The sequence below is a fragment of the Chryseobacterium carnipullorum genome, assembly GCF_900142785.1.
GTDB classification, from domain to species: Bacteria; Bacteroidota; Bacteroidia; order Flavobacteriales; family Weeksellaceae; genus Chryseobacterium; species Chryseobacterium carnipullorum.
Map to the genome: position 1 here is coordinate 1 of NZ_FRCD01000003.1, position 22,885 is coordinate 22,885.

Annotated in this window: 23 protein-coding genes; 2 read left to right on the top strand and 21 right to left on the bottom strand. The window is 35.3% G+C overall.

Going from position 1 to position 22,885, the window contains the following annotated elements; genetic code table 11:
- Positions 1 to 184: 184 nt before the first annotated feature.
- The 5 genes from BUC06_RS03825 to BUC06_RS03845 all read right to left on the bottom strand — a co-directional run bounded on the left by BUC06_RS03825 (position 185) and on the right by BUC06_RS03845 (position 8,016).
- On the bottom strand, positions 185 to 1,939 hold the full coding sequence (locus BUC06_RS03825) for a discoidin domain-containing protein (protein WP_073330760.1): 1,755 nt from the start codon (positions 1,937 to 1,939) through the stop codon (positions 185 to 187).
- A gap of 136 nt (positions 1,940 to 2,075) precedes the next feature.
- A complete protein-coding gene (gene ctlX, locus BUC06_RS03830; protein WP_073329987.1) occupies positions 2,076 to 2,999 on the bottom strand; it encodes a citrulline utilization hydrolase CtlX in 924 nt (307 codons plus the stop codon).
- An 83-nt stretch (positions 3,000 to 3,082) separates the two neighbouring features.
- The gene (locus tag BUC06_RS03835) at positions 3,083 to 3,997 is read right to left on the bottom strand and encodes a dimethylarginine dimethylaminohydrolase family protein (RefSeq protein ID WP_073329989.1); all 915 of its coding nucleotides are present in this window, start codon (positions 3,995 to 3,997) and stop codon (positions 3,083 to 3,085) included.
- Between the two features lie 514 nt (positions 3,998 to 4,511).
- Positions 4,512 to 6,875, bottom strand: coding sequence for a TonB-dependent receptor domain-containing protein (locus BUC06_RS03840; protein ID WP_083563952.1), 2,364 nt, complete (start codon positions 6,873 to 6,875; stop codon positions 4,512 to 4,514).
- A gap of 79 nt (positions 6,876 to 6,954) precedes the next feature.
- Complete coding sequence (locus tag BUC06_RS03845; protein WP_073329992.1) at positions 6,955 to 8,016, bottom strand: helix-turn-helix domain-containing protein; 1,062 nt, start codon at positions 8,014 to 8,016, stop codon at positions 6,955 to 6,957.
- Positions 8,017 to 8,247: 231 nt separating this feature from the next.
- On the opposite strand from BUC06_RS03845, the gene BUC06_RS03850 reads away from it, so the two are divergent.
- The gene (locus BUC06_RS03850) at positions 8,248 to 8,625 is read left to right on the top strand and encodes a hypothetical protein (RefSeq protein WP_123877035.1); all 378 of its coding nucleotides are present in this window, start codon (positions 8,248 to 8,250) and stop codon (positions 8,623 to 8,625) included.
- Positions 8,626 to 8,697: 72 nt separating this feature from the next.
- Here the strand turns inward: BUC06_RS03850 and BUC06_RS03855 are convergent, their stop codons facing one another.
- From BUC06_RS03855 to BUC06_RS03895, 8 genes are all read right to left on the bottom strand, one after another.
- Complete coding sequence (locus BUC06_RS03855) at positions 8,698 to 9,984, bottom strand: citrate synthase (RefSeq protein ID WP_073329998.1); 1,287 nt, start codon at positions 9,982 to 9,984, stop codon at positions 8,698 to 8,700.
- An 82-nt stretch (positions 9,985 to 10,066) separates the two neighbouring features.
- Positions 10,067 to 11,359: a phosphopyruvate hydratase gene (gene eno / locus BUC06_RS03860; protein WP_073330001.1), complete on the bottom strand. Its 1,293-nt coding sequence runs from the start codon at positions 11,357 to 11,359 to the stop codon at positions 10,067 to 10,069.
- A 191-nt stretch (positions 11,360 to 11,550) separates the two neighbouring features.
- On the bottom strand, positions 11,551 to 12,765 hold the full coding sequence (locus tag BUC06_RS03865; RefSeq protein ID WP_073330004.1) for a hypothetical protein: 1,215 nt from the start codon (positions 12,763 to 12,765) through the stop codon (positions 11,551 to 11,553).
- Positions 12,766 to 12,773: 8 nt separating this feature from the next.
- Positions 12,774 to 13,256, bottom strand: coding sequence for a hypothetical protein (locus tag BUC06_RS03870; protein WP_139263286.1), 483 nt, complete (start codon positions 13,254 to 13,256; stop codon positions 12,774 to 12,776).
- Between the two features lie 284 nt (positions 13,257 to 13,540).
- The gene (locus BUC06_RS03875; RefSeq protein WP_073330011.1) at positions 13,541 to 14,257 is read right to left on the bottom strand and encodes a hypothetical protein; all 717 of its coding nucleotides are present in this window, start codon (positions 14,255 to 14,257) and stop codon (positions 13,541 to 13,543) included.
- Between the two features lie 243 nt (positions 14,258 to 14,500).
- Positions 14,501 to 15,235 (bottom strand): sensor histidine kinase, encoded by a 735-nt coding sequence (locus tag BUC06_RS03880; RefSeq protein ID WP_228423612.1) that lies wholly within the window; start codon positions 15,233 to 15,235, stop codon positions 14,501 to 14,503.
- A 684-nt stretch (positions 15,236 to 15,919) separates the two neighbouring features.
- Positions 15,920 to 16,729 carry a hypothetical protein gene (locus tag BUC06_RS03890; protein ID WP_139263288.1) on the bottom strand — a complete coding sequence of 270 codons (810 nt, stop codon included), beginning with the start codon at positions 16,727 to 16,729 and terminating at the stop codon, positions 15,920 to 15,922.
- A gap of 6 nt (positions 16,730 to 16,735) precedes the next feature.
- The gene (locus tag BUC06_RS03895; protein ID WP_073330023.1) at positions 16,736 to 17,368 is read right to left on the bottom strand and encodes a response regulator; all 633 of its coding nucleotides are present in this window, start codon (positions 17,366 to 17,368) and stop codon (positions 16,736 to 16,738) included.
- Between the two features lie 176 nt (positions 17,369 to 17,544).
- On the opposite strand from BUC06_RS03895, the gene BUC06_RS03900 reads away from it, so the two are divergent.
- On the top strand, positions 17,545 to 17,979 hold the full coding sequence (locus BUC06_RS03900) for a hypothetical protein (protein WP_073330026.1): 435 nt from the start codon (positions 17,545 to 17,547) through the stop codon (positions 17,977 to 17,979).
- A 149-nt stretch (positions 17,980 to 18,128) separates the two neighbouring features.
- Here BUC06_RS03900 and rplQ read toward each other — a convergent pair whose 3' ends face one another.
- From rplQ to secY, 8 genes are all read right to left on the bottom strand, one after another.
- Positions 18,129 to 18,653 carry a 50S ribosomal protein L17 gene (rplQ, locus tag BUC06_RS03905; protein ID WP_073330029.1) on the bottom strand — a complete coding sequence of 175 codons (525 nt, stop codon included), beginning with the start codon at positions 18,651 to 18,653 and terminating at the stop codon, positions 18,129 to 18,131.
- A gap of 6 nt (positions 18,654 to 18,659) precedes the next feature.
- Complete coding sequence (locus BUC06_RS03910) at positions 18,660 to 19,655, bottom strand: DNA-directed RNA polymerase subunit alpha (RefSeq protein ID WP_073330032.1); 996 nt, start codon at positions 19,653 to 19,655, stop codon at positions 18,660 to 18,662.
- Between the two features lie 33 nt (positions 19,656 to 19,688).
- Complete coding sequence (gene rpsD / locus BUC06_RS03915; RefSeq protein ID WP_073330035.1) at positions 19,689 to 20,297, bottom strand: 30S ribosomal protein S4; 609 nt, start codon at positions 20,295 to 20,297, stop codon at positions 19,689 to 19,691.
- Between the two features lie 19 nt (positions 20,298 to 20,316).
- Positions 20,317 to 20,706 (bottom strand): 30S ribosomal protein S11, encoded by a 390-nt coding sequence (gene rpsK, locus BUC06_RS03920; protein ID WP_034702879.1) that lies wholly within the window; start codon positions 20,704 to 20,706, stop codon positions 20,317 to 20,319.
- 12 nt (positions 20,707 to 20,718) lie between these two features.
- A complete protein-coding gene (gene rpsM, locus BUC06_RS03925) occupies positions 20,719 to 21,096 on the bottom strand; it encodes a 30S ribosomal protein S13 (RefSeq protein ID WP_002983260.1) in 378 nt (125 codons plus the stop codon).
- 9 nt (positions 21,097 to 21,105) lie between these two features.
- A complete protein-coding gene (gene rpmJ, locus BUC06_RS03930; RefSeq protein WP_007839480.1) occupies positions 21,106 to 21,222 on the bottom strand; it encodes a 50S ribosomal protein L36 in 117 nt (38 codons plus the stop codon).
- A 62-nt stretch (positions 21,223 to 21,284) separates the two neighbouring features.
- Positions 21,285 to 21,500 (bottom strand): translation initiation factor IF-1, encoded by a 216-nt coding sequence (gene infA / locus BUC06_RS03935; protein ID WP_034684855.1) that lies wholly within the window; start codon positions 21,498 to 21,500, stop codon positions 21,285 to 21,287.
- A 3-nt stretch (positions 21,501 to 21,503) separates the two neighbouring features.
- Complete coding sequence (gene secY / locus BUC06_RS03940) at positions 21,504 to 22,883, bottom strand: preprotein translocase subunit SecY (protein WP_034702876.1); 1,380 nt, start codon at positions 22,881 to 22,883, stop codon at positions 21,504 to 21,506.
- Between the last annotated feature and the right edge of the window lie 2 nt (positions 22,884 to 22,885).

Below are 22,885 nucleotides of genomic sequence, written 5' to 3' on the forward strand. Positions count from 1 at the left end.
TAATAAAAAGTTATTTCCGTAAAATTTTTTGAGCTCTAAGGGCTCAAAATTTTCCAGAATAACTTTTCAACTTACACAGTTAGTGAGACACTGCCAGTGATACATTTTAAGGACATTTAAAACTATATTTTCTTATTGTCATCTGTAATAACAGGCAATTAATTTTCGGATTATCTCTTTCTTTTTATTCAGATTTTGAAATCTCCGTTCTCTCCGAAACTCCATTCGCGTTGAAAGCTTCAATCTGGAAATAGTAGGCATCGGCTCTATCGGCTCCAGTGAAGAAATATTCATTCTTTCCGTATACCATGATGCTTCCGTATAATTTATCCGGAGATTTTCCCCAATAGATCACGTATCCGTCAGCATCCTGGTTCTGCTGCCACTTCATCCAGATGCTTCTCCTTTCACCGAATTTTTTAGGTTCTGCTCTTAGCGGTACAAATCCTTCTACTTTCTTTGGTTTTTCACCTGCTCCTTTTCCGAACACTCTGAAACCACTTAAGGCAAATTTTCCGGTAGGCATTTTCAGGTTCTCCATTTTTAGAAATCTTACCTTTGCAGGTTTTTCAAGCTCTACATAATCGTGGGGAACATCTTTGGTATTTTTGCTTTTATCCACCACAACATTCCATTTTTTACCGTCATTTGATCCATAGATCTTATACTGGTGCATTTTGCCCAATGTTTTTCCCATGAATTCAGCATCCTGATCTGCATAATTGATCTGAATTGCGTTAATTGTGGAAACTTCTCCAAGGTCGGTCTGAAACCATTCTCCCAAATTTCCGGTTTTTGCACTCCAATATGTCTTGATATCCTCATCTACCGCCAGGTTGGGCTGATAGCCTCCTAAAGTAGAGGAAACCTGAACGGGTTTATTGTAATTCAGTAACATCCAGCCGGCAAAAAGTCCTTTTGAGAAATCTTTTCCCTGAGCAAATTGCGGAAGGAAGGTTGGATAATCACCGTAAGCGGTATTGGTATACATTACATCATCTTTATCAAACCCTGCAGGCCAGATTCCTAGTCTTCTTTCAAAATTATTTTTAGTGGAAATAAAGATGGTTGAAATATGCCACCAGTTTTTGTAATTGTCTTCAAAAGTAGCCCCATGCCCCGCTCCTCTAGCAAAACCACCAGGTTTATAGGAAAACGGATTGTGCTGCTGGTACTCGAACCCTTCGAGAGGATTTTTACTGACGTAGACCCCATCAGAATAGCCGCTGAATTCAGTGGCAGGAGCTCCGTACTGCATATAGTATTTTCCGTTGTGCTTGGTCATCCATGCTCCTTCTACAAAAGGCTGAAGAAAAACATTGTCATTATATTCTCCAAATCTTTCCCAGCCGTGATCTTCCGGTTTTAATCTGATAATGGGTTTTGTAAAACCTTCTGACTGCAAGGTTTTCACTTTCACTTCGGTTCCCAGTAAAGGCCACTCGTTGCTGGATCCCCAGTACAGGTATAATTTGTTTTTATCTTCATCATAATGGAACGCAGGATCCCATGCACCTACTTTTAAAGTATCGACCGCAATTTTCCAGTCGTCTTTGGTAGGATTGGTACTTTTCCAGATGGGAAAATCCTGTTCCCAGGTAGATCCGTACACGTAAAGTGTATCTTTCATGGCCCAGACTGCCGGAGCATTCAGGTCATGGATGTATTTATTGTCTCTCAGGAATTTTCTTTTGACAAATTTCCAGTCCAGCATATCATCACTGTACCAGTATCCTTCCTGATTGGTGGAGAAAAGGAACAATTTATTTTTAAAATTAACGATTACAGGATCAGCTGTTGCCCGGTGTTTCCCCTGTTTTGAGAAAACTTCAAACGGGGTATAACCATAATCGATGTTAATGGGGTTACAGAACGTTTTCTGCTGGGCACCAACGAATATTCCCAAAAGAACAGCGAATGATAAAAGGTACTGTTGCATCTTCATAATTTTTGCTTAAAAAACAAATTTAGGTAACTTTTTTGTCTTTTGTCTCAATTTGAAGAAATGAAACAGATCAAAAAAATCCGGCCTTGAGACAAGGCCGGAAATATAGGGTAAGCAGAATTTTATCAAACTATTTTTTAGGAAGGAAAATCTCAGCAAGCATACATCTTGCGCTTCCCCCGCCATTCACCTCAATCGTATTCAGATCTGAATAAATGATCTCACAGTATTTTTCAATAACTGCAACCTGCTCTGGTAATAAAGACTGGTACGCAGTCTGGCTCATTACCAGGAACTTTTGCCCGTCTTTATTCTGAACCTGTAGCATATTTCCTGCAAACTGCTGCATCTGCTCTTCTGAAATTTCGATGATTTCTTTTCCTGAGTTTTTAATGGTTTCAATCACCTTCTCTCTTTCCAGTTCATCATCAATACAATCTAAACAGATTACGACAAATTTGTCTGCCACACACATCATAACGTTGGTGTGGTAGATAGGAAGCCTTTCTGTTCCTACGGTCTGATAAGAATGGAAAACGATGGGCGTAAATCCATATTTTCCACAGAATTCTCTGAATAGCTTTTCATCAAGCCTTAAAGAAACTGAACCGTAAGCGATCTTATTATCATGATCAAAGATCATACTTCCCGTTCCTTCCAGAAAATGTCCCTGAGTTTCAGAAAATGACCAGTCATCAATTTCTGAGATTTCAAATCCCTGCTCTTTTATGGTTTCAAGAATATCTTCTCTCCTTTCTACTCTTCTGTTGGATGCGAACATTGGATATAGAGCGACTTTTCCGTCTTTATGGAAACTCACCCAGTTATTGGGGAAAATAGAATCCGGTGTATGGGGATCTAATGTATCTTTAATAGTGATCACATTCACGCCTTTGCTTCTCAGTTTCCCAACAAAACTATTGAATTCCGCCAAAGCTTTAGCCTGGATATCAGAACCTTTCTGTTCAACCTGAAAATAATTATTTTTCGCTGTTTCAGCGTTGTAGCCGAATGCGATCGGCTCTATCATTAATACGGTATCTGTTGTTTGCATTGTTTTAGATTTAAAAATTAAAAGATTGAAAGATTAGGAAACCTACCTACTCTCAAACACTCTAACGCTACTACTTAAAATGATTACTCTCTCACCAACGGCATAGTAGAGCAACGTAAAAGGCCTCCCATTTTAGAGATTTCTCTGTAAGGAATTTCTTCTACAGTCATTCCCCACTCGTTTCTCAGGTGGTTGTTCATTCTTGTGAAGGTTTGGTCTGACACTACCACATCAGGAGAAATGGAGAAAATATTCGGGAACATTTCAAACATCTCTTCATCATTAAGATGGAAACAGTTTTCTTCTCCGAAAATATCGATGATCAGGCGGTAATCGCTTTCATCTACAAATCCATTCTTATAAATAAGACATTTATCTTTTCCTACCGGATTGAATGTACAGTCTAAGTGTAAAATCCCCTCGAACGGAATTTTGTCATTTTTCTTCAACTCCAGATCGATGATTCTTTTCTTTGGAAAATATTCTTTTAGAATTTCAATCGCGTATTCGTTGGTTCTTGCGGTTTTATAGTTTCTGTAATCTTCACTGAAACATGTTCCAATAAAAAGGAAATCGTCCCATACAATGACGTCTCCACCTTCGATGTGTGCGGTTTCCGGAAGATTGATAATTTTTCTCCAGGCTACTTTTTCAAAAACTTTTTTGTAGGCCTCCTGCTCATCAGCCCTGTCTGCAATCACATTTGAGATGATCATTTTATCGTCGATCACAAAAGCTACGTCTCTTGAAAAAACCTGGTTGTAATCTTTGATAATGCTTGGTCGAAGTACCTCTACATCATATTTTTTTAATACTGCTTCAAAAGCATTCATTTCGTTGATGATATCCTCTTCTTTAGGATATATATTGTTTTCGATGGAGTAATAGGACTTGGCGTCATAGCTCTCCTCCAATGTGGGAACACCTCCCATTGAATTAGGCTGGCCTAGAACTACTGATTTCAGCCTGCCCGTTTCGTTTTTAATGTTTAGTCTCATAAAGATTTATGCAATACTACAAATATAAGTAAAGGTCTCTATCTGGAAAACTTTTGATTTGTTTTATGCAGCAAATTTGATTTTAATATTGGTTTAGCTTTAATTAATGTCCTCTTTTTTGTGCAAAAATTTCATATCCTAACCTAAATTCAAATTGTAAATTGTATATAAACCATCTACAACGAACTATTTTTCATCTACATAAGAAACGGAAAATTATAAATATTATAAAATAATTTCCTATATTAGTGATATAATTCCTATGGAATTACATTTTTAAAACTTAACGATTAACACCAAAAAATAAAAGTCATGAACAAAAAAAATCCAGTGCTGAAAAACGCACAAAAATTAGGAAGAAACGAGCAAAAATTAATCACAGGAGGAGGCATCAACAGACCTAGATACTGCTGTGAATGGGATGAGAACGGAAAATGTACGATTTGGACGTGCGGTAACTGTGTTTGTCCATAACCAAATTAATAAACCTGCTTGTGATAAGCAGGTTTTCTTTTTATCTGGCCCTGCTTTCTTCTTCTGTCTTCTGCAATTCCTTAGTCTGGTATTTTGAACTTCCAAAACTGTACGCTACTGAAATAATAAGCCGACTGCTATCCCACCAATGAGTTAAACGGTTATCCATAATCTGTTTATGTCTGAATTCCAGCTGCTGATTGTAAGAGTCAAAAATATTATTGTAGCTGATCTTTGTATTAAGTTTGTTATCAAACCATGATTTCTGCAAAGACAGATCTACTGTATATCTGGGCTTGATAATATACAGACTGTTTCCTGTCTTTGATTCATAGTTGGCAAAGAGATTCACTGTATATCCTTTTGGCAGTGAAAAAACCTGATTGACCCTTATTTCATAACTATACACTTTTAAAGCAAATACCTCATCAAGATACGGTCTGTACTCATCATTATAATATCCGGTGATTTGGCTGGTGATATTCCACCATTTTGTCACTTTTAAAGGAAAACTGGTTTCCACAGACACAAATTTCCGGTATGGAAGATTGGTTCCAAGATATTCGAGAACATTGGTTTTCGGATTGTAAAGTGGATAGCGTACCATTACGTCTTTTTCTTTTCCTGCCATCAAACTGGTGACCCAATTCTTATAACGGTAGGTAAGTTTGATCTGGCTGGTGAAAGAAGGTAACAGATAGGGATTTCCAATCCAGTAATTCAAAGGGCTGAAATAAACGCGAAACGGATTGAGCTGCGAAAATACGGGTCTTGTCATTTTTCTGCTGTATGACAGTGATAATTCATTAGCTTTATTAAACGTATAGTTTGTACTGAAAGACGGCAGCCATTCCAGATAATTTCTTGATACCACAGAATCTCTGGTAACCGCATCAGAAATACTTCCTGTATTCTCCAACCTGAGCCCTCCATTGACCTGAAGTTTTCCAAACTTCTGCCTGTATGATATGTAACCTGCCCAAATTTTTTCTTTATATGAAAACATATTGCTCCGTTCAGGATCAAAAACAAAACGGTCATTGACAGACAGGGTGTCGTATCTGATATTATTATGGGTATCGGAGTGACTGTATTTTACTCCGGTTTCAATATCTGCATTACCGATCTTTTGTGAAACATCGATCTGGGCAGTTTGGATATCAATTTTATTAAGCAGATCAGATTTCCAGTAGGACAATAATTCAGTCGTCGGTTGATCACTATTAATAAAATCATCTATCTGCTTATTTTTAACGGAAAGATAATTGCCTAAAAAACTGATTTTAAAGTCTTTGTTTTGAAATGAATAGTCAGCAGTAACTCCGTAGTTTTCCTGTGAATATGCTGTAGGATTTTTACTTTCAGTATTAAAAATCAATTGTGATTCATCTTGATTTGTCGTATACAGTGATCCTGAACGAATCCGGTCGCTGGTTCTGAAGTTCCCTCTCAGGTTAACCCCAAATCTATTTTTGTCATTCAGTCTAAAATCCGCTCCAGTCTGGATACTGTATACATTTCCTTCATCTTCCTGATAGGTATTGGTACGCATCACGTTGGTATTCGCAAGCTTTTGCAATGCATGATAACGATAGGTGGAAATGCCATTATTATAACCGGCCTGTAAACTGTAGACTATTTTTTCTCTGTTATAAGACAGATTTAAAGAATTTTCTCTGTAGCTGAATTTATTGGTAAATATATTTCCATTGTAATTTCCTTTCCAACCGAGATTTCCGTTTCTTTTCAGCCTGATATCGATGATTCCTTTAAATTCCGCATCATATTTTGAGGAAGGATTTGAGTTCACTTCAATAGATTCTACCATTTCTGGTGGAAGTGACCGTAGGTACGACTGCAACTCCTGACTGCTCATGGCAACAGGTTTCCCGTTAATAAATACTGCTGGTGTAATTCTTCCCCCTATAAAAATAGCGCCTTCATCATCTATAGAAACGCCGGGTGTCTTTCTCAGGACTTCCAAAATATTGGCTGATGTTTTAAAGTCTTTATTTCCTGAAACACTCATGACAATGTTTCCATCACTGAGCTTGATATTTCTCGCTGCCGAACGAATCACTACCTCTGAAATATTTCCGACTGCCGGTTTCACTTCAATCAAAGAAAAATCTCCGGTCTTATCCAATTCTTTGGTCTCGTATCCGTGTTTTTGAATGACGACATAGGAATCATCAGCGCTGTTATTCAATTGGAAAAACCCTAAGGAATCTGTAAGAACTTTTTGAATGATTCGTCGGTCTGATACATCGAACAGAGAAATTTCAGCCTGAAAAACCTGTGCTTTTGTCTCAGAATCCAAAATTTTTCCTTTAATTGTTTCCTGAGCTTTTCCAAAACAGGAAAGAAATAAGAGCAGCAGGAAAAGACATAATCTGATATTCATAAATTTAAATTTTATGAAACCAAAAGTAGAGTGATGGAGGAAAAATAAGGTTTTGAAGTTTAAATTCCGCAGTACACAATTATAATTCTGAACTCTGAAACCTAACGTCAGAAGGCATTTGAGACTGCTTATACAAAAGGGGCGTTGTATTTTTAATTTTTTTGAATGTGGAAAAGAATGTAGACTTGGAATTAAAGCCGACCTCATAACCGATCTCTTCAATTTTAAGGAAAGAACCGTTTTCTATTTTTTCACAAGCCTCACTGATCCTGTATTCATTGATGTAGGTTGAAAAGCTTTTACCGAGATTGTCATTCAATAGTTGGGAAAGCTGATGGGCTGACATCTTCATTTGAGTGGCCAGATCACTTAATTTCAGATTTGGGTTTTTGTATAATTCTTCGGAATTCATCAGTTGTTCAAGTTTTGAAACAAAACTGTCTGCCAGTTCTTCTGAAATCTTTTTATTGGTATATCTTGGAACTTCCTTTACCAACTCCTGATCATTTTTTTTGCTGAATATAATTAAAAAATTAGCATACAATACAAATGAGAATACTAGACTTCCACCTGCGCAATAGATCTGTACCCATCCTGTAGAAATTAACTGGTAGGCCAGAAAAATGATTGCATTGCTGATAAGTACCGGAAGAATAAATTGATTGGGATTTCCGGCTTTCTGCTTTGAAAAAATATAATACTGATACACCGAAAGCAAGACAAATACTGACCAGACCGTATAAATAAAGGTTCCGAAATATTGGTCCCAAGTAACCGGAAAGAATAAATAGACCAATCCAACTATTCCAAGTACCAATGTCAGGAAGCCGAAAGATGTTCTGCATTGTTTTAAATCAAACTTTTCCTGCAGAAATGATGATCTGATATAGTAATACAAAGCAGGTCCGGTAAAGAACAATGCCGACATTCCCAGATGGGGAATAATTCTAGGCAAGTCCGGATAGAAATACATACCAACCGAAATTCCGACTCTGCTACTTAATGTCAATAAAATCAGACCTAGAAAGAAATCCGGAATGTATTTTAGTTTTTTAACAGACAGAAGATAAATTCCCAGCAGCAAGCCATTAAAGGCTCCTACCGCACTGAAGAAAAATAACATCTGCTGTCCGAAAGTCATTATATTTGTTTTTTATTTTTGATAAAGATCCCTTATTTTGCTTTTGCTAAAACCAATTAAAATTTATCAACTTATGAAGGTAAATTTAATAAAATTATCGTGTTAGATTTGATATTATGTAATAAAAGATTTCATCTTTACTTTTTTATACTTTAGACAATTCTTAAATCCATGAAAAAATCTGATCAATCTCTTTACAATATATGCATCGCTTCAATAAAAAGAAAAACAATGAAACCTTACGATTTCAGGTGGACTCAGTTTTATGATTCAGATTCCAATCCTAAGTTATTATTTCAAAACTTCCCAATTGATTTTTCGGAAGAAGAACTGATTATTTGTTCTGTCATTATTGATCCTGACCATTACAGTATTTTAACAACAAGAAAATTAATAACAAACAACAAGGGAAATATGGAATCCGGAAATTTGAACCATGCTAAAAACAAATGGTATGGAGAATTTAAAAGCAAAACAGATCTGTATACCTTAGGAGAGGTTGAGTTATCTACAGGGCAGAGATTATGCTATTTTGTAGAAACTGGCAAAGCTTCAATGATTATGATTAATGGTGTAAAAACTTTAGTATTTATCAGCCAGGAAATTTAATTTCAAAACAATGATCTACAATAAAAAATCCCAAAGCAAGCTTTGGGATTTTTATTATGATAAAAACAGGGATTATCTGTTTGTAATATCGATGTAATCTCTTTGTTGAGCTCCTTGGTAAACCTGTCTTGGTCTTCCGATAGGATCTCCTTTCATTCTCATTTCTTTCCACTGAGAAATCCATCCTGGCAGTCTTCCTAATGCAAACATTACCGTAAACATTTCTGTAGGAATTCCTAATGCTCTGTAAATGATACCTGAATAGAAATCTACGTTTGGATATAGTTTTCTTTCTACGAAGTATTCGTCTTCAAGAGCTACTTTTTCCAACTGCATAGCAATGTCAAGGGCTTTATCCTGAATACCTAATGCATTAAGGATATCATCAGCTGCTTTTTTAATAATTTTCGCTCTTGGGTCAAAGTTTTTGTACACTCTGTGTCCAAAGCCCATCAGACGGAAGTTATCATTTTTATCTTTAGCTTTTGCTACCCATTTGTTAACGTCTCCACCATCTTTTTCGATTAGTTCAAGCATTTCGATTACTGCCTGGTTAGCCCCTCCGTGAAGAGGACCCCAAAGAGCAGAAACCCCTGCAGAAATAGAAGCGAAAAGACCTGTGTGAGCAGAACCAACCATTCTTACGGTAGAAGTAGAACAGTTTTGCTCGTGGTCAGCATGAAGGATTAATAATTTATCAAGAGCATCTACAATTACCGGATTTACTTCAAATTCTTCGTTTGGTAATCTGAATGCCATTTTGTAGAAGTTTTCTACGTAGTTCAGGCTGTTGTCTCCGTGGTTAAGTGGAAGACCCTGAGTTTTTCTGTAAGTCCATGCGCAAAGGTGAGAGAATTTAGCAATCATCAATTCTGCAGCGTGGTCCATTTCTTCTTTAGAGTTGACGTTAACGGCTTTAGGATTAAAAGCTGTCAAAGCGGAAGTTAAAGAAGATAAAACTCCCATAGGGTGTGCAGAACGAGGAAAAGCATCGATGATTTTTTTCATCTCCTCTGCGATGAAGTTATATTTTTTAATATTGTTGTTGAAAGAACTGAACTGATCCTGAGTAGGTAATTCACCGTTTAATAAAAGGTACATCACTTCTGTAAAGTTAGATTTCTCAGCAATCTGCTCGATTGGATAACCTCTGTAGAATAATTCTCCTTTATCTCCGTCTAAGTAAGTGATGTCGCTAAGAGTAGCTCCGGTGTTTTTGTAACCTAAATCCAGAGTGATTAAACCTGTCTGGTCTCTTAATTTTGAAATATCAATCCCTCTGTCTCCGATAGTACTATCCACGATTGGATATTCATATGAATTACCGTCGTAATTCAATATTACTTTGTTGTCTGACATTTATTTATTTTTTTTTAAATATACTACTTTCCATAAAATACGGCAAACAAAAATTATCGCTTGCCGTCATTTATAAATTCAATTATCTTTTAATTTTAAATGCTTCTAATCCTGGGAAAATTGCAGTATCGCCTAATGCTTCTTCAATTCTCAACAGCTGGTTGTATTTCGCCATTCTGTCTGATCTTGAAGCAGATCCTGTTTTGATCTGTCCGCAGTTCATGGCTACTGCCAGGTCTGCGATTGTAGAATCTTCAGTTTCTCCTGATCTGTGAGACATCACTGAAGTGAATTTGTTGTTCTGAGCCATCTGTACCGCATCCATTGTTTCAGAAAGAGAACCGATCTGGTTTACTTTTACAAGGATTGAGTTGGCAATACCTTCTTTTACACCTCTTGATAATCTTTCTACATTGGTTACGAATAAATCGTCTCCCACAAGCTGTACTCTGTCTCCGATCTTATCAGTAAGCATTTTCCATCCTTCCCAGTCATTTTCCTGCATCCCGTCTTCGATAGAGATGATTGGATATTTAGCGGCTAGTTCAGCAAGGTAAGAAACCTGCTCGCTGCTTGAGAACTGAGCTGCATCCGGAGTCTGGAATTTTCTGTAATCGTAAATTCCGTCTTTATAGAATTCTGAAGCTGCACAGTCAAGGGCTAACATGATGTCATCACCTGGCTTATAGCCTGCTTTTTCAATAGCCTGAAGCAAGGTATCCAAAGCATCTTCAGTTCCTTTGAAAGTAGGTGCAAAACCTCCTTCGTCTCCTACCGCTGTAGAAAGACCTCTTGAATGAAGAATAGATTTCAGGTGATGGAAAATCTCAGTTCCTTTTCTTAATGCATCAGAGAAAGATTCTGCTTTTACCGGCATTACCATAAATTCCTGGAACGCGATAGGCGCATCAGAGTGAGATCCCCCGTTGATGACATTCATCATTGGAACAGGAAGTGTGTTGGCATTTACGCCTCCCACATATTTATATAACGGAATTCTTAGTTCAGCAGCAGCAGCTTTTGCAACGGCTAGAGAAACTCCTAAAATTGCATTGGCACCAAGGTTTCCTTTGTTGGCTGTTCCGTCAAGATCGATCATGATCTGGTCAATAAAATTCTGCTCAAAAACCGGCTGCCCGATTAAGTTTTCTGCAATTACTTCTTTTACGTTTTCAACAGCTTTCAGTACTCCTTTCCCCATATAAAGTGAACCACCGTCACGTAATTCCACTGCTTCATGTTCACCTGTAGATGCTCCTGAAGGTACCGCAGCACGTCCCATGGCTCCGCTTTCTGTAAATACATCTACTTCAATGGTAGGATTACCTCTGGAATCCAAAATTTGTCTTGCTTCTATGAAAGAAATTGCACTCATATTGTTTAGTTTTAAACCATCCGCAAAAGCTTCAAGTTGTTTTAATATTAATAATTATACTTCTTACAAATTTAATGAAAAAACTAACCTGATGAAAAAAGTAGGCTTTAATATTTGGTAATAATTCAAAAATTCTCCAAAGTTTTTTTCAATTTGGAGAATATAGAAATATAATTAATTACAACTCTAATTTATAATTTAAATTTGCCTAATCCAACCAATAAATTCAATGCAACGATGAGATTTCCTTTTTTCTCGTATTCACCCTCAAAATTTCTTCCAAACGAGAAGGTTAGTCTTTGGTTTTTGGCAACTTCATATTCAAAATTAAGAACATATTTCCAGGATGATTCAAAATCAGATTTATTTAAAATACTTCTGTAGATGCATTCCCCACTCATAAGAAATCTTTCGTTGGCCAATTTAAGAACAAGTCTGGATCCTATATCTAAAGTACTCAGGTTTCCTTTTTTTAGTTCCGGATTAGCTAATGTTGAATCTGGATTATATAAATATCTGGCCATGAAAATTAGTGTTGAAGGATGCTTTTCCCAATTATATCCACCGGTAAGCCAAGCTCCGACTTTGGTAATTTGTGTATTATTAAATTTATTATTTCTAAAATCTAATACCGTTCCCATGGACATATCGAGAAAATAACCGTAGCGCTCTAATTTAATATCCTTGGCTATTTTTGTTATTCCCTCTATTTTTTCCTCCTCATTATTAGTATCCCTTATTTTAAAAAAATTAACCGTCTGAACATCTATTTCTGCAACTTTCTTCTGTAAATCTTTATATTCCTGAGTATCTTCTTTATTGGCATCTTCCAATAGTCTCATTTTGCCCAAAATTAGTTTTTTATCCTTATCAAGTTTTGCTAATTCCTCGCTTGCATTATTTCTATCAATTCTTTGCTGTTGCAAGAATACATGGACTTTGTGAATTGTATCCAGTGATTTTATAGTCTCCTTACTAAAATCCCCTCTTTTAATGGAAAACTTTATCCCAAAACCCAGTCTGGATTTTTCATAAATGTTCAGTTTTTCATCTTCTTGTATCCCTTTAAAAGCAAGTGAAGTAACAAATGTCTGTTTAAAAGTTGTCAAAAAGTTGCTATTGGTTCTTAAATCCTGGTATTTTCCATTCAATTTAAATGGAACCAGATCAATCGCAAATGAGGTTGGCAGGCTGGAAAAGTTACTGGTTCCTTCCCTTAAAGAAACCATGATACTTTTCAGATCCGTAGGTTTTTCAATATCAGAATTCGCAATATCCAAAAGATTGGAGCCCGGTGATGCCTGTGCTCTTAGCACATCCAAATCAATCCCTTTTTCTTCCTGTCCGGAATAAAAATGAGATAGTAATATGAGTATTAGTACAAAACTCAATTTTAGTGCTTTCATGATGCATTTTAATAAAAAGTTATATGATGTGTATAAAATGAAACTCCTCCTTCATTTTTAACTTCAGAAGTGTGAGTATCATGATAAATAGTTTTCCCTGCTTGTCTGATCTTTACATTCAGAATTGTTTTATTACTCTCTTTACTTATATCATGTATCATAGATTCTATACTTAGAACATTCCCGATCAGTTCATTACATGTCCCTATTAAAATATTATCTGTAGATACATTAATAGATTTGCTTGGTTGGTTGGTTCTTAACACTTTAAAAGTAGAAGTTCCTAACTGCCCTTCACCCCCAAAATAGATTGAAACTGTAACCGAGGATTCATCATTTGGCAGTCTTAAATTTTTAACAGCAACATATCTGTTGTCATTATCCTGTACAGCCGATAGAGCGCTACTTGTCTGTAATTCCATAATTTTCAAATTAAGTAATTGGGCCTGAGTATTGCTAATTTTTGCTGATTGGTCTTTTTTAGTTTTCATGGTCATTAGGTTTTTTGTTTTATACATCAAAGTTCTGGTAAAGAAGACGTCATGTCAATTACACAAAAGGGTGATTATACAAACAAAAAAAACATCACTTTTCAGTGATGCTGTCTCTATATATATTTTTCTTTTTACAGTAAAATCCGGAAAAGAACTTCTGTTCCGGAGCCTTCGGATAGAATATGACATTCGCTGTTTTGTTCCTGCATGCGTCGCTTCATATTTCGAAGGCCGTTTGCTTCAGGATAAATATATTTTTACATCCTCAGCTAAATATAAGATTATGGATATAAACTTCCCATATCTAACCATTCAAATAAATCATCAGTAATAGAATTTGACACATCATTAATTTTTATAAAAAAGGATAATTTATCTTGATTTATTTTATAAAATTCAAAATTTGTACTATCATTTTTTATATCTGAAAATTGAAAAAATATAAATTCAAGTAAATTTGCCGTATTGAATGCACCATTGTTTGATAGATTATACTTAATAATCTCTAAAAGTTCACTTCTTTTATGAATTACCATTTCCGTTGCTTCAACTCCTGTAACCAGTTTTACTTGTTTTCCTACATTTTTAATATAATCTTCTCTACACTTTAAAAATTCAAAAAGTGAGAAACTTTCTAACTTATTTGTATGTATTAAAAAAAACTGATCATTTTTATTAAAGCCACTAATGTGAGAAATGCTTAATACAAGTTCCACCTTACTTTTATAATATACAAAGTGAAATATTGCATATTTCTTTGCGCTTTGTTCTAATTTTTCCAAAAAAGCATTTAGACATACATACTTCCTATCAAAATGAGTGATACTATGTTTTGAAATTAGATTTTGAAAATTTTGGGTAAATACTTTTTCATCTTCCTTAGGAAGTGATTTTTTTAATACCAAATTTATTATTTCATCTTCTGAAAGATAAAATTTACTTGCAATATCAATTGACTCATTAGCATTATTCTCTAAAAGAACTGGTGTTTTTTTCATGATGTATTTTTTTTAACTTGTTTAACCTAAAATAGCAAATTATTTAAAACAATGCAAACTTCTAAAAAACAATTGATAATAAATAATTTTTATCTTCTGCCAGAAAAAATCGAGCGACTTTAAAAATTTTATATCTGTATGTGTAAAGAATTCAAATGGAGCTAATTTTGAAAGCATACAGGAATGAATACTTAACAACAAATTAACACCACCTTCAATAATATTATCTCTAGAATTTTTCTTTTAAAGTAAAATCCTGAAAACAGCTTCTGTTCCGGAGCCTTCGGATAGAAAATGACATTCGCCTTTCTGCTCCTGCATGCGCCGTTTCATATTTCGAAGACCGTTGCCTTCGGTTTTTTCATGATGAATTCCGATTCCATTGTCAGAGACCTTCATTATGAATTCTTTATCCTTTTGAATAAATGAAAGCTTTAGCTGATTAGACTGGCTGTGTTTGTAAGCGTTATTCAGAGATTCTTTTAAGCATAAAAACATATTTCTCCTCAGTTCTGTAGAAATCGGAGTATCTGAAATAATGTCCTCGCTTTCTGACCATAATTTGATCTTTGTTTTTTTCAGGAAGTTATCCGCATATTGAATAGCATAATCTATGAAACTTCCCAAAGTATCATTGCCTGAGTTTAAACTCCAAAGCATTTCCCGCATGGAAAGGTTCATTTCTTCGGAGGTTTTCAGAAGTTCGTCAATATCATTCTGCAGATCGTCATCTTCCGCTTTTTGTTTCAAGAATTCTGCCTGCAATTTCAGTGCTGAAATACCGGCTCCCAAGTCATCATGCATATCGTGGGAGATCCGTTCGCGTTCCTGTTCTATAGATTTTTGTTTTTCGAGTTCTTTTTGGAGGAGCTGGTTTTGGTGTTCGGCTTCTTTGAGCTGTTTCTCTTTGATATATAGAAGCTGTTTACGGTTGTACATTAAAACGATGAAAATAATAAAAACAATGAATAGCATCATTACAATTATTGCAATAATGTATGTAATCTTTATTCTATCCAAATAGTTCATTTCCAATTTTAAAAAGCGAATTATTAATTTTTAAAGTATTTTCAATTGAATTCGAATAATTATATTTTACAAAAAATACCTCTTAAGAACAATGTATAACAAAAAATAGTAATTCCCTGATAAAAATGATTTATACCTTGAAAAAAAATCATATCCTTTTCAGCAAAAAATAATGATGGAACAATACGCATCAAAAATATGCTACTCCATAATAGCAGTCCAGCACAAAACCAGAATTTCTGTTTATTATAGATTGAAATTTCATTGGGGTTTTTGATTTGTTGTATCATCCACTCTAAGCTAAGAAAAACATAAACAAAACTTTGTATTACTGGTAGTAAATTTTCGTCTCCAATAACATTTTTTATAAGCAAGCAAGTAATAACTATAAATAAAAGAACATAGCTATTATAGTTTAATTTAAAAAGTTCTTTAAAATAAAATATAAAGAATAAAATATAAAACCCCTTAGTATACTTATAAATACTGCCGTCAAATATCCCTATGAATATTAGAATTTCTGACACGAAAACTACCCCAAAATATAAATACAGAAATCTTTGTCTTGCTGTTTTATGTATAATTGAAAAAGCAAGACAAAGAAAAATTATAATTAGGTATGAAATATACATATTAACAGCCTGGAGGCTTCAGACAAAAGTCATCAGAGAAAACTGTGGGAAGAGTTCTAAGAGCTTTGGTGCGACTTAAATCCATTAAGCACATGATTAAAGTTAAATGGTGCATCTTGCTTTTTTTCTTACTATTAAAAGTATTGTTTGTTACGACTCCAGGCAAAAAAGCTAGAGTATGTTTTGCTGGATCATATTTGTCGAACTCAGCATATGGGATTAGTATTTCAGTAGTATTTCCATAGGTTTTATCACCCGAATGCTCTGAGTCTACCAATTTTATTTTAGTATCTGTCATTTCATTATAAATACCAACTTTGAAGGTACTATCCATTTTTTTGAAGTCCTTATCGTTAATCTGCTTAATAGCAGAGTCTGTTATAATGTATTTATTATTAGCAGAGTCAGCAAAAAGAACATCTAAATGATTATCTCTTGTTGTAAGGATTAAACGTACAGAATCATTCTTTTTTATCATTTTTTTCATTTCCTCTCCTACACTTCTGGATATGTTAATAGAAAATGGATATTTTTTCCCCAGTTCTAAATGAGGTTTATAGTTATCTGAATATTTTTCATAATACTTATCTGCATCTGTATCCGGTATCGTTGTTAATATGGAATGAAAGCTTAAATAATCATATTTTTTAATATATATACTGTCTCCATTGGAATCAATAGGGGCGATATTCGTTTGCTGTTGTTCAGAAGATTCATTTTTGTACTCTCTGTTCCTATCTTTTTTACAGCCTACAAAAAATAACATTAAAGTTATTAGATAAATAATTCTCAAAAATTTAATTGTTCTCATAATCTCTCAGTTTTTAAAATGGTTAAATTTATTTATTGCTTCTACCTTATTGCTGACATGCAGCTTTCGGTAGATGTTTCCTACGTGTTTTTTTACGGTGTCGATGCTAATAAATTTTTGATCGGCAATTTCTTTGTAGAGAAGCCCCTGGGAAAGAAGTTCAAGAATTTCCTTTTCCCGTTCTGTAAGATCATCGAAATCTTTGTTTTGCGGTAGTTTTCTTTCAAAATGCCCCAACACTCTGCGGGCGATAGAAAGACTCATGGGCGCACCTCCATTGTATACATCTCTTATAGAACAAAGAATCTTATCCATGCTTTCCCCTTTGATGAGATAGCCCATAGCACCGGCTTTTAAGGAATTGAAAATCTTTTCGTCATCTTCGAAACTGGTACACATGATGAACTGAGTCTCCGGCATATCTTTTCTGAGTTTTTCAATGATTTCAATCCCCAGCATATCCTGTAGCTGGATATCCATCATGACCACATCCGGAGAAAAAGAAGTAAGATTCTTAAGTGCATCATTACCATCAAAGAACTGGGCAACGACCTTCATGTCATCCTGATAATTGATGACCTTCTTCAACGCATTGTTGTAGTTCTTTTCGTCTTCTACTATGGCGATGGAAATGCTCATTGTTTTTTTGTTTAAGACAAATTTCGGAAGAAAACAAGACGGAATCAATTACACTTTTGTGTAATTTTGAGACTTGAGTTCAGGGTTATTGGTTTGTTTTTTGTTTCTATTAAATTTAGTTAAATTTCTATTACAATAGAAAAACAATTAACCCGATATATTAAAAAATAAATATCATGAGAAAAAGCCTTTTAATAGCTGTTTCAGCCGTAGCATTATTATTAACAAGCTGCAAAAAAAATGAGAGCGGAAACAAAAGTGTCATCAAGATGGACAGTTCAGAAACTGTGATCACAGACCACAACGGAAAAATTGATTCTTTAACCCAAAGTTCTTCAACCATTGAAGTAGATGGTAAGAAGACGGAAAAGACAGATTTTGTTTACAAAGCCACAGACGGTACTTTGGTAAAAGTAGTATTCAAAAATGATCCTAAGGAAAATACAGTGGCCATCACCAGCAATAAAAAGACGTTCACCTTACCTAAAACGGAAACAAAAAACGGTGAAACCATCTATAAAAAAGATGATATGACGGCGAGGGTTAAAGGAGATAGTCTTCACCTTGAACAGGGTAACAATGTCATTGAACTAAAGAGAACCAAAATCTAATTAGGATTTCTATTGCAGATCTAGTTTCGCAATCTGCAGTCATTGGCTTGCTATTTAGAATAACCAGAATAAACAAAAAACACTCACCATTAAACAACAAAAAAACCATCCAGAATCTGGATGGTTTTCTATTTATATCTGAGAATATATTATTCTGCAGTTTTTTCCTCTGTAGAATCTGTTGCTTCAGCCTTAGGCTCTTCAACTTTTTCTTCTACTTTAGGAGCATCAGCAACTACAGCTTCTTTTTTAGCAGTTGTAGCTCTTCTACTTCTTCTAGTAGTCTTTTTCTCTTCAGCATTAGGATTGTAAAGTTCGTTGAAATCAACAAGCTCGATAAGAGCCATATCAGCAGCATCACCTTGTCTGAAACCAGTTTTGATGATTCTTGTATATCCGCCGTTTCTTTCTGCGATTTTAGGAGCTACTGATCTGAAAAGTTCAGTAACTGCTTCTTTACTTTGAAGATATGAAAAAACAATTCTTCTATTGTGTGTAGTATCTTCTTTTGCCTTTGTTAATAGAGGTTCAACATATACTCTTAAAGCTTTTGCTTTAGCTACAGTAGTGTTGATTCTCTTATGCTCAATTAGAGAACAAGCCATATTAGAAAGTAAAGCACTTCTATGAGAAGCTGTTCTTCCTAAGTGATTGAATTTTTTACCGTGTCTCATTATTAATTATTTATCAGCGTCTAACTTATATTTTGCAACGTCGAAACCGAAGTTAAGACCTTTTGAATGCACTAATTCTTCTAGTTCTGTCAAAGATTTTTTACCAAAATTTCTGAATTTCATCAAATCAGACTTACTGTAAGAAACAAGTTCACCAAGAGTTTCTACTTCAGCTGCTTTCAGACAGTTAAGGGCTCTTACAGAAAGATCCATATCTGCTAATTTAGACTTAAGTAATTGTCTTGTATGAAGCGTCTCTTCATCGTATTGGATAGATGCTTTTACAGCTTCAGTTTCAAGGGTGATTCTCTCATCAGAGAACAACATGAAGTGATAAATTAATATCTTAGAAGCTTCAGTTAAAGCATTTTGAGGACTGATAGATCCATCAGTTTCTATATCTAATACAAGTTTTTCGTAGTCTGTTTTTTGCTCTACACGATAATTTTCAATGCTGTATTGTACTTTCTTGATTGGCGTAAAAATAGAGTCAATAGCAATAGTACCTACAGGTGCATTGTTTGACTTATTCTGATCTGAAGGAACATACCCTCTACCTTTTTCAATATTGAAAGTAATTTCGAAAGTTACATCACTGTTTAGGTTGCAAATCAAAAGATCCGGGTTTAGCACCTCAAATCCGTTGACAGACTTTCCTAAATCACCAGCAGTAATAACCGTTTGACCGGAAACTTTAGCAATTACCTGCTCGTTAGCCTGGCCTTCTGCTGAAGCTTTTAATCTTACCTGCTTAAGGTTAAGAATGATTTCGGTAACGTCTTCGATTACTCCTGGAATAGTTGAAAATTCGTGCTCTACACCTTCTATTTTGATAGATGAAATAGCATATCCTTCCAGAGAAGAAAGCAACACTCTTCTCAAAGCATTACCGATTGTAAGCCCGAAACCTGGTTCTAATGGTCTGAATTCGAATTGACCTTTAAATTCATCAGAGTTAAGTAAAATTACTTTATCGGGTTTTATGAATTGTAAAATTGCCATATTATTGGGTTGAGCAAAAATTTGATTAAAAAATTATTTAGAGTAAAGTTCGACGATAAGCTGTTCCTTGATGTCCTCCGGAATCTGGATTCTTTCAGGAGCAGAAACGAAAGTACCTTCTTTCTTCTCATCGTTGAATTGTAACCACTCATAATTAGCTTTAGAAGCTAATGAATCAGTAACAACCTCAAGAGACTTAGATTTCTCTCTTACAGCGATCACATCACCTGCTTTTACGATATAAGAAGGAATGTTAAGGATCTCACCATTCACTGTAATGTGTCTGTGAGAAGTTAACTGTCTAGCAGCAGATCTAGTTTTAGCAAAACCCAATCTGTATACTACGTTATCCAATCTTGATTCGCAAAGCTGTAATAGAACTTCACCTGTTACACCTTTACTTCTGTGTGCTTTTTCGAATAAATTTGCAAACTGTCTTTCTAAAATACCGTAAGTATATTTAGCTTTTTGCTTTTCAGCTAACTGAACTGCATATTCAGATTTTTTAGCACCTCTTCTTTTGTTAGGACCATGTTGTCCTGGCGGTTGGTTTTTTCTTCTTTCGAAGTTTTTGTCGTCTCCGTAGATTGCAGCACCAAACTTTCTAGCAATCTTAGTTTTAGGTCCAATATATCTTGCCATAATGGGTAAATTCTAAAAATTAAACTCTTCTTCTTTTCGGTGGTCTACATCCATTGTGTGGCATAGGAGTAACGTCAATAATTTCGCTAACTTCAATACCTGAATTGTGGATTGTTCTGATAGCAGATTCTCTACCTGCACCAGGACCTTTCACATACACCTTTACTCTTCTTAATCCAGCTTCGTGAGCAACATTAGAGCAATTTTCAGCTGCCATTTGAGCAGCAAATGGAGTATTCTTTTTAGAACCTCTGAAACCCATTTTACCGGCAGATGCCCAAGAGATAACTTCTCCGCTTTTATTTGTTAAAGAAATGATGATGTTATTGAAAGAAGCTTGAATATGTGCCTCACCAATAGCTTCAACTTTTACTTTTCTTTTTTTAACTACTTTACTTTGTTTTGCCATAATTCCTAACGATTATTTACTTGCCTTTTTCTTGTTAGCAACTGTTTTTCTCTTTCCTTTTCGGGTTCTAGAGTTGTTTTTCGTTCTCTGGCCTCTTAAAGGTAATCCTAGTCTGTGACGTATTCCTCGTTGGCATCCTATGTCCATCAATCTCTTGATGTTCAATTGCACTTCAGATCTTAATTCTCCTTCAACTTTTACGTTTTCAGAGATATATGTTCTGATTGCAGCCAATTCATCGTCATTCCATTCGTTGACTTTCTTGTCTTCGCTGATACCGGCAGCTTTAAGGATTTCAGAAGAAGTACTTCTTCCAACTCCGTAGATGTAAGTTAAACCGATAACACCTCTTTTGTTTTTTGGTAAATCAATACCTGCAATTCTCGCCATAATTTAATGTTAGCCTTGTCTTTGTTTAAATTTTGGGTTCTTCTTGTTGATTACGAACAGCACACCTTTTCTGCGTACAATTTTGCAATCAGCGCTTCTTTTTTTAATTGATGCTCTAACTTTCATTTTGATAGTATTTATTTTTCAACAAGAGCCAAACGGAACATACATTCCATTTGGCGTTTGTTTTAATATCTAAATGTGATCCTCCCTTTTGTTAAATCATAGGGAGACATTTCTAGTTTTACCTTGTCTCCAGGTAAAAGTTTAATATAATGCATTCTCATTTTACCGGAAATATGAGCAATAAGTATATGCCCATTCTCCAGCTCTACACGGAACTGGGCGTTCGAAAGTGCTTCCGTAATAACGCCGTCTTGTTCAATATGTTTTTGTTTCGCCATAAATTAATATCCAGTCGTTCTTGATAATTTAGACTGCATTAAGCCATCATAGTGATGATTCAGCAGATAAGTATTAATCTGTTGAACGGTATCTAAAATAACTCCAACCATAATCAATAGTGATGTTCCCCCGAAAAATAGGGCGAACGCATCTGTCTGAACAAAGCTTCCATGCACTATTGCTGGAAGGACTGCAAAGATAGACAAAAATATTGCACCTGGCAAGGTTATTTTTGATAAAATATCATCTAAATAATCAGCTGTCTCTTTACCGGGTCTTACTTTCGGTACTAAACCTCCATTTCTCTTCAAATCATCAGCCATTTGGTTTACCGGAATTGTAATTGCAGTATAGAAAAATGAGAATATAATAATTAATAGCGCGAACAATACGTTGTACTGCCAGCTAAAAACATTCTTGAAACCTGCAAGAAAAGTATTGGACTCATCGAATTTCGTCAATAATCCTGGTACGAACATCAATGCCTGAGCAAAGATAATCGGCATTACACCAGCAGCATTCACTTTCAATGGGATCCATTGTCTTGCTCCCTGCATAAGATTTCTGTTTACACCTCCTCTTGCTTGAGCTCTGCTTACATACTGAATCGGTATTTTTCTCACAGCGACGGATAATACCACCGCTAAAAGAACTACCAGCATCCAGAATATTACTTCAATAAGGATCATGATTGATCCCATTCCTCCTTTTCCGTTCTGCACGGCCATTTCCTGTACGAATGCTTCAGGTAATCTTGACAGGATCCCCACCATAATAAGGATGGAAATACCGTTTCCGATACCTTTGTCGGTGATTTTCTCACCTAACCACATTGCGAACACTGAACCAGCAACCAAGATAACAATACTTGGTAACCAGAACATGATGGAATTCGGCTCTACATAATATGCAGACTGGAACTGAGCATACGGTAGGAATAATTGAGTAATAGAAGTTAAATAAGAAGGGGCCTGTACAAGACAAACTCCAATCGTTAACCATCTAGTAATTTGATTCAATGTATTTCTACCTGACTCTCCATCCTTCTGAAGTTTCTGAAGATAAGGAATAGCCATTCCCATCAACTGAACAATAATAGAAGCAGAAATATAAGGCATGATTCCCAACGCCATTACGGAAGCGTGGCTGAAAGCTCCCCCCGTAAACGACGAAAGCAAGCCAAGGAGACCTGCTCCTTGCTTGTTACCGCCTTGATTTTTATAATGCTCTAAGAGATCTCCCACTTCTGCAAGGTTAATTGCCGGAAGTGAGATATAAGATGCGAATCTATACACAAGGATAATACCTAACGTAAAGAGAATTTTATCTCTTAACTCCTTTAGGCTCCATATATTTTTAAGTGTTTGTATAAATTCTTTCATTA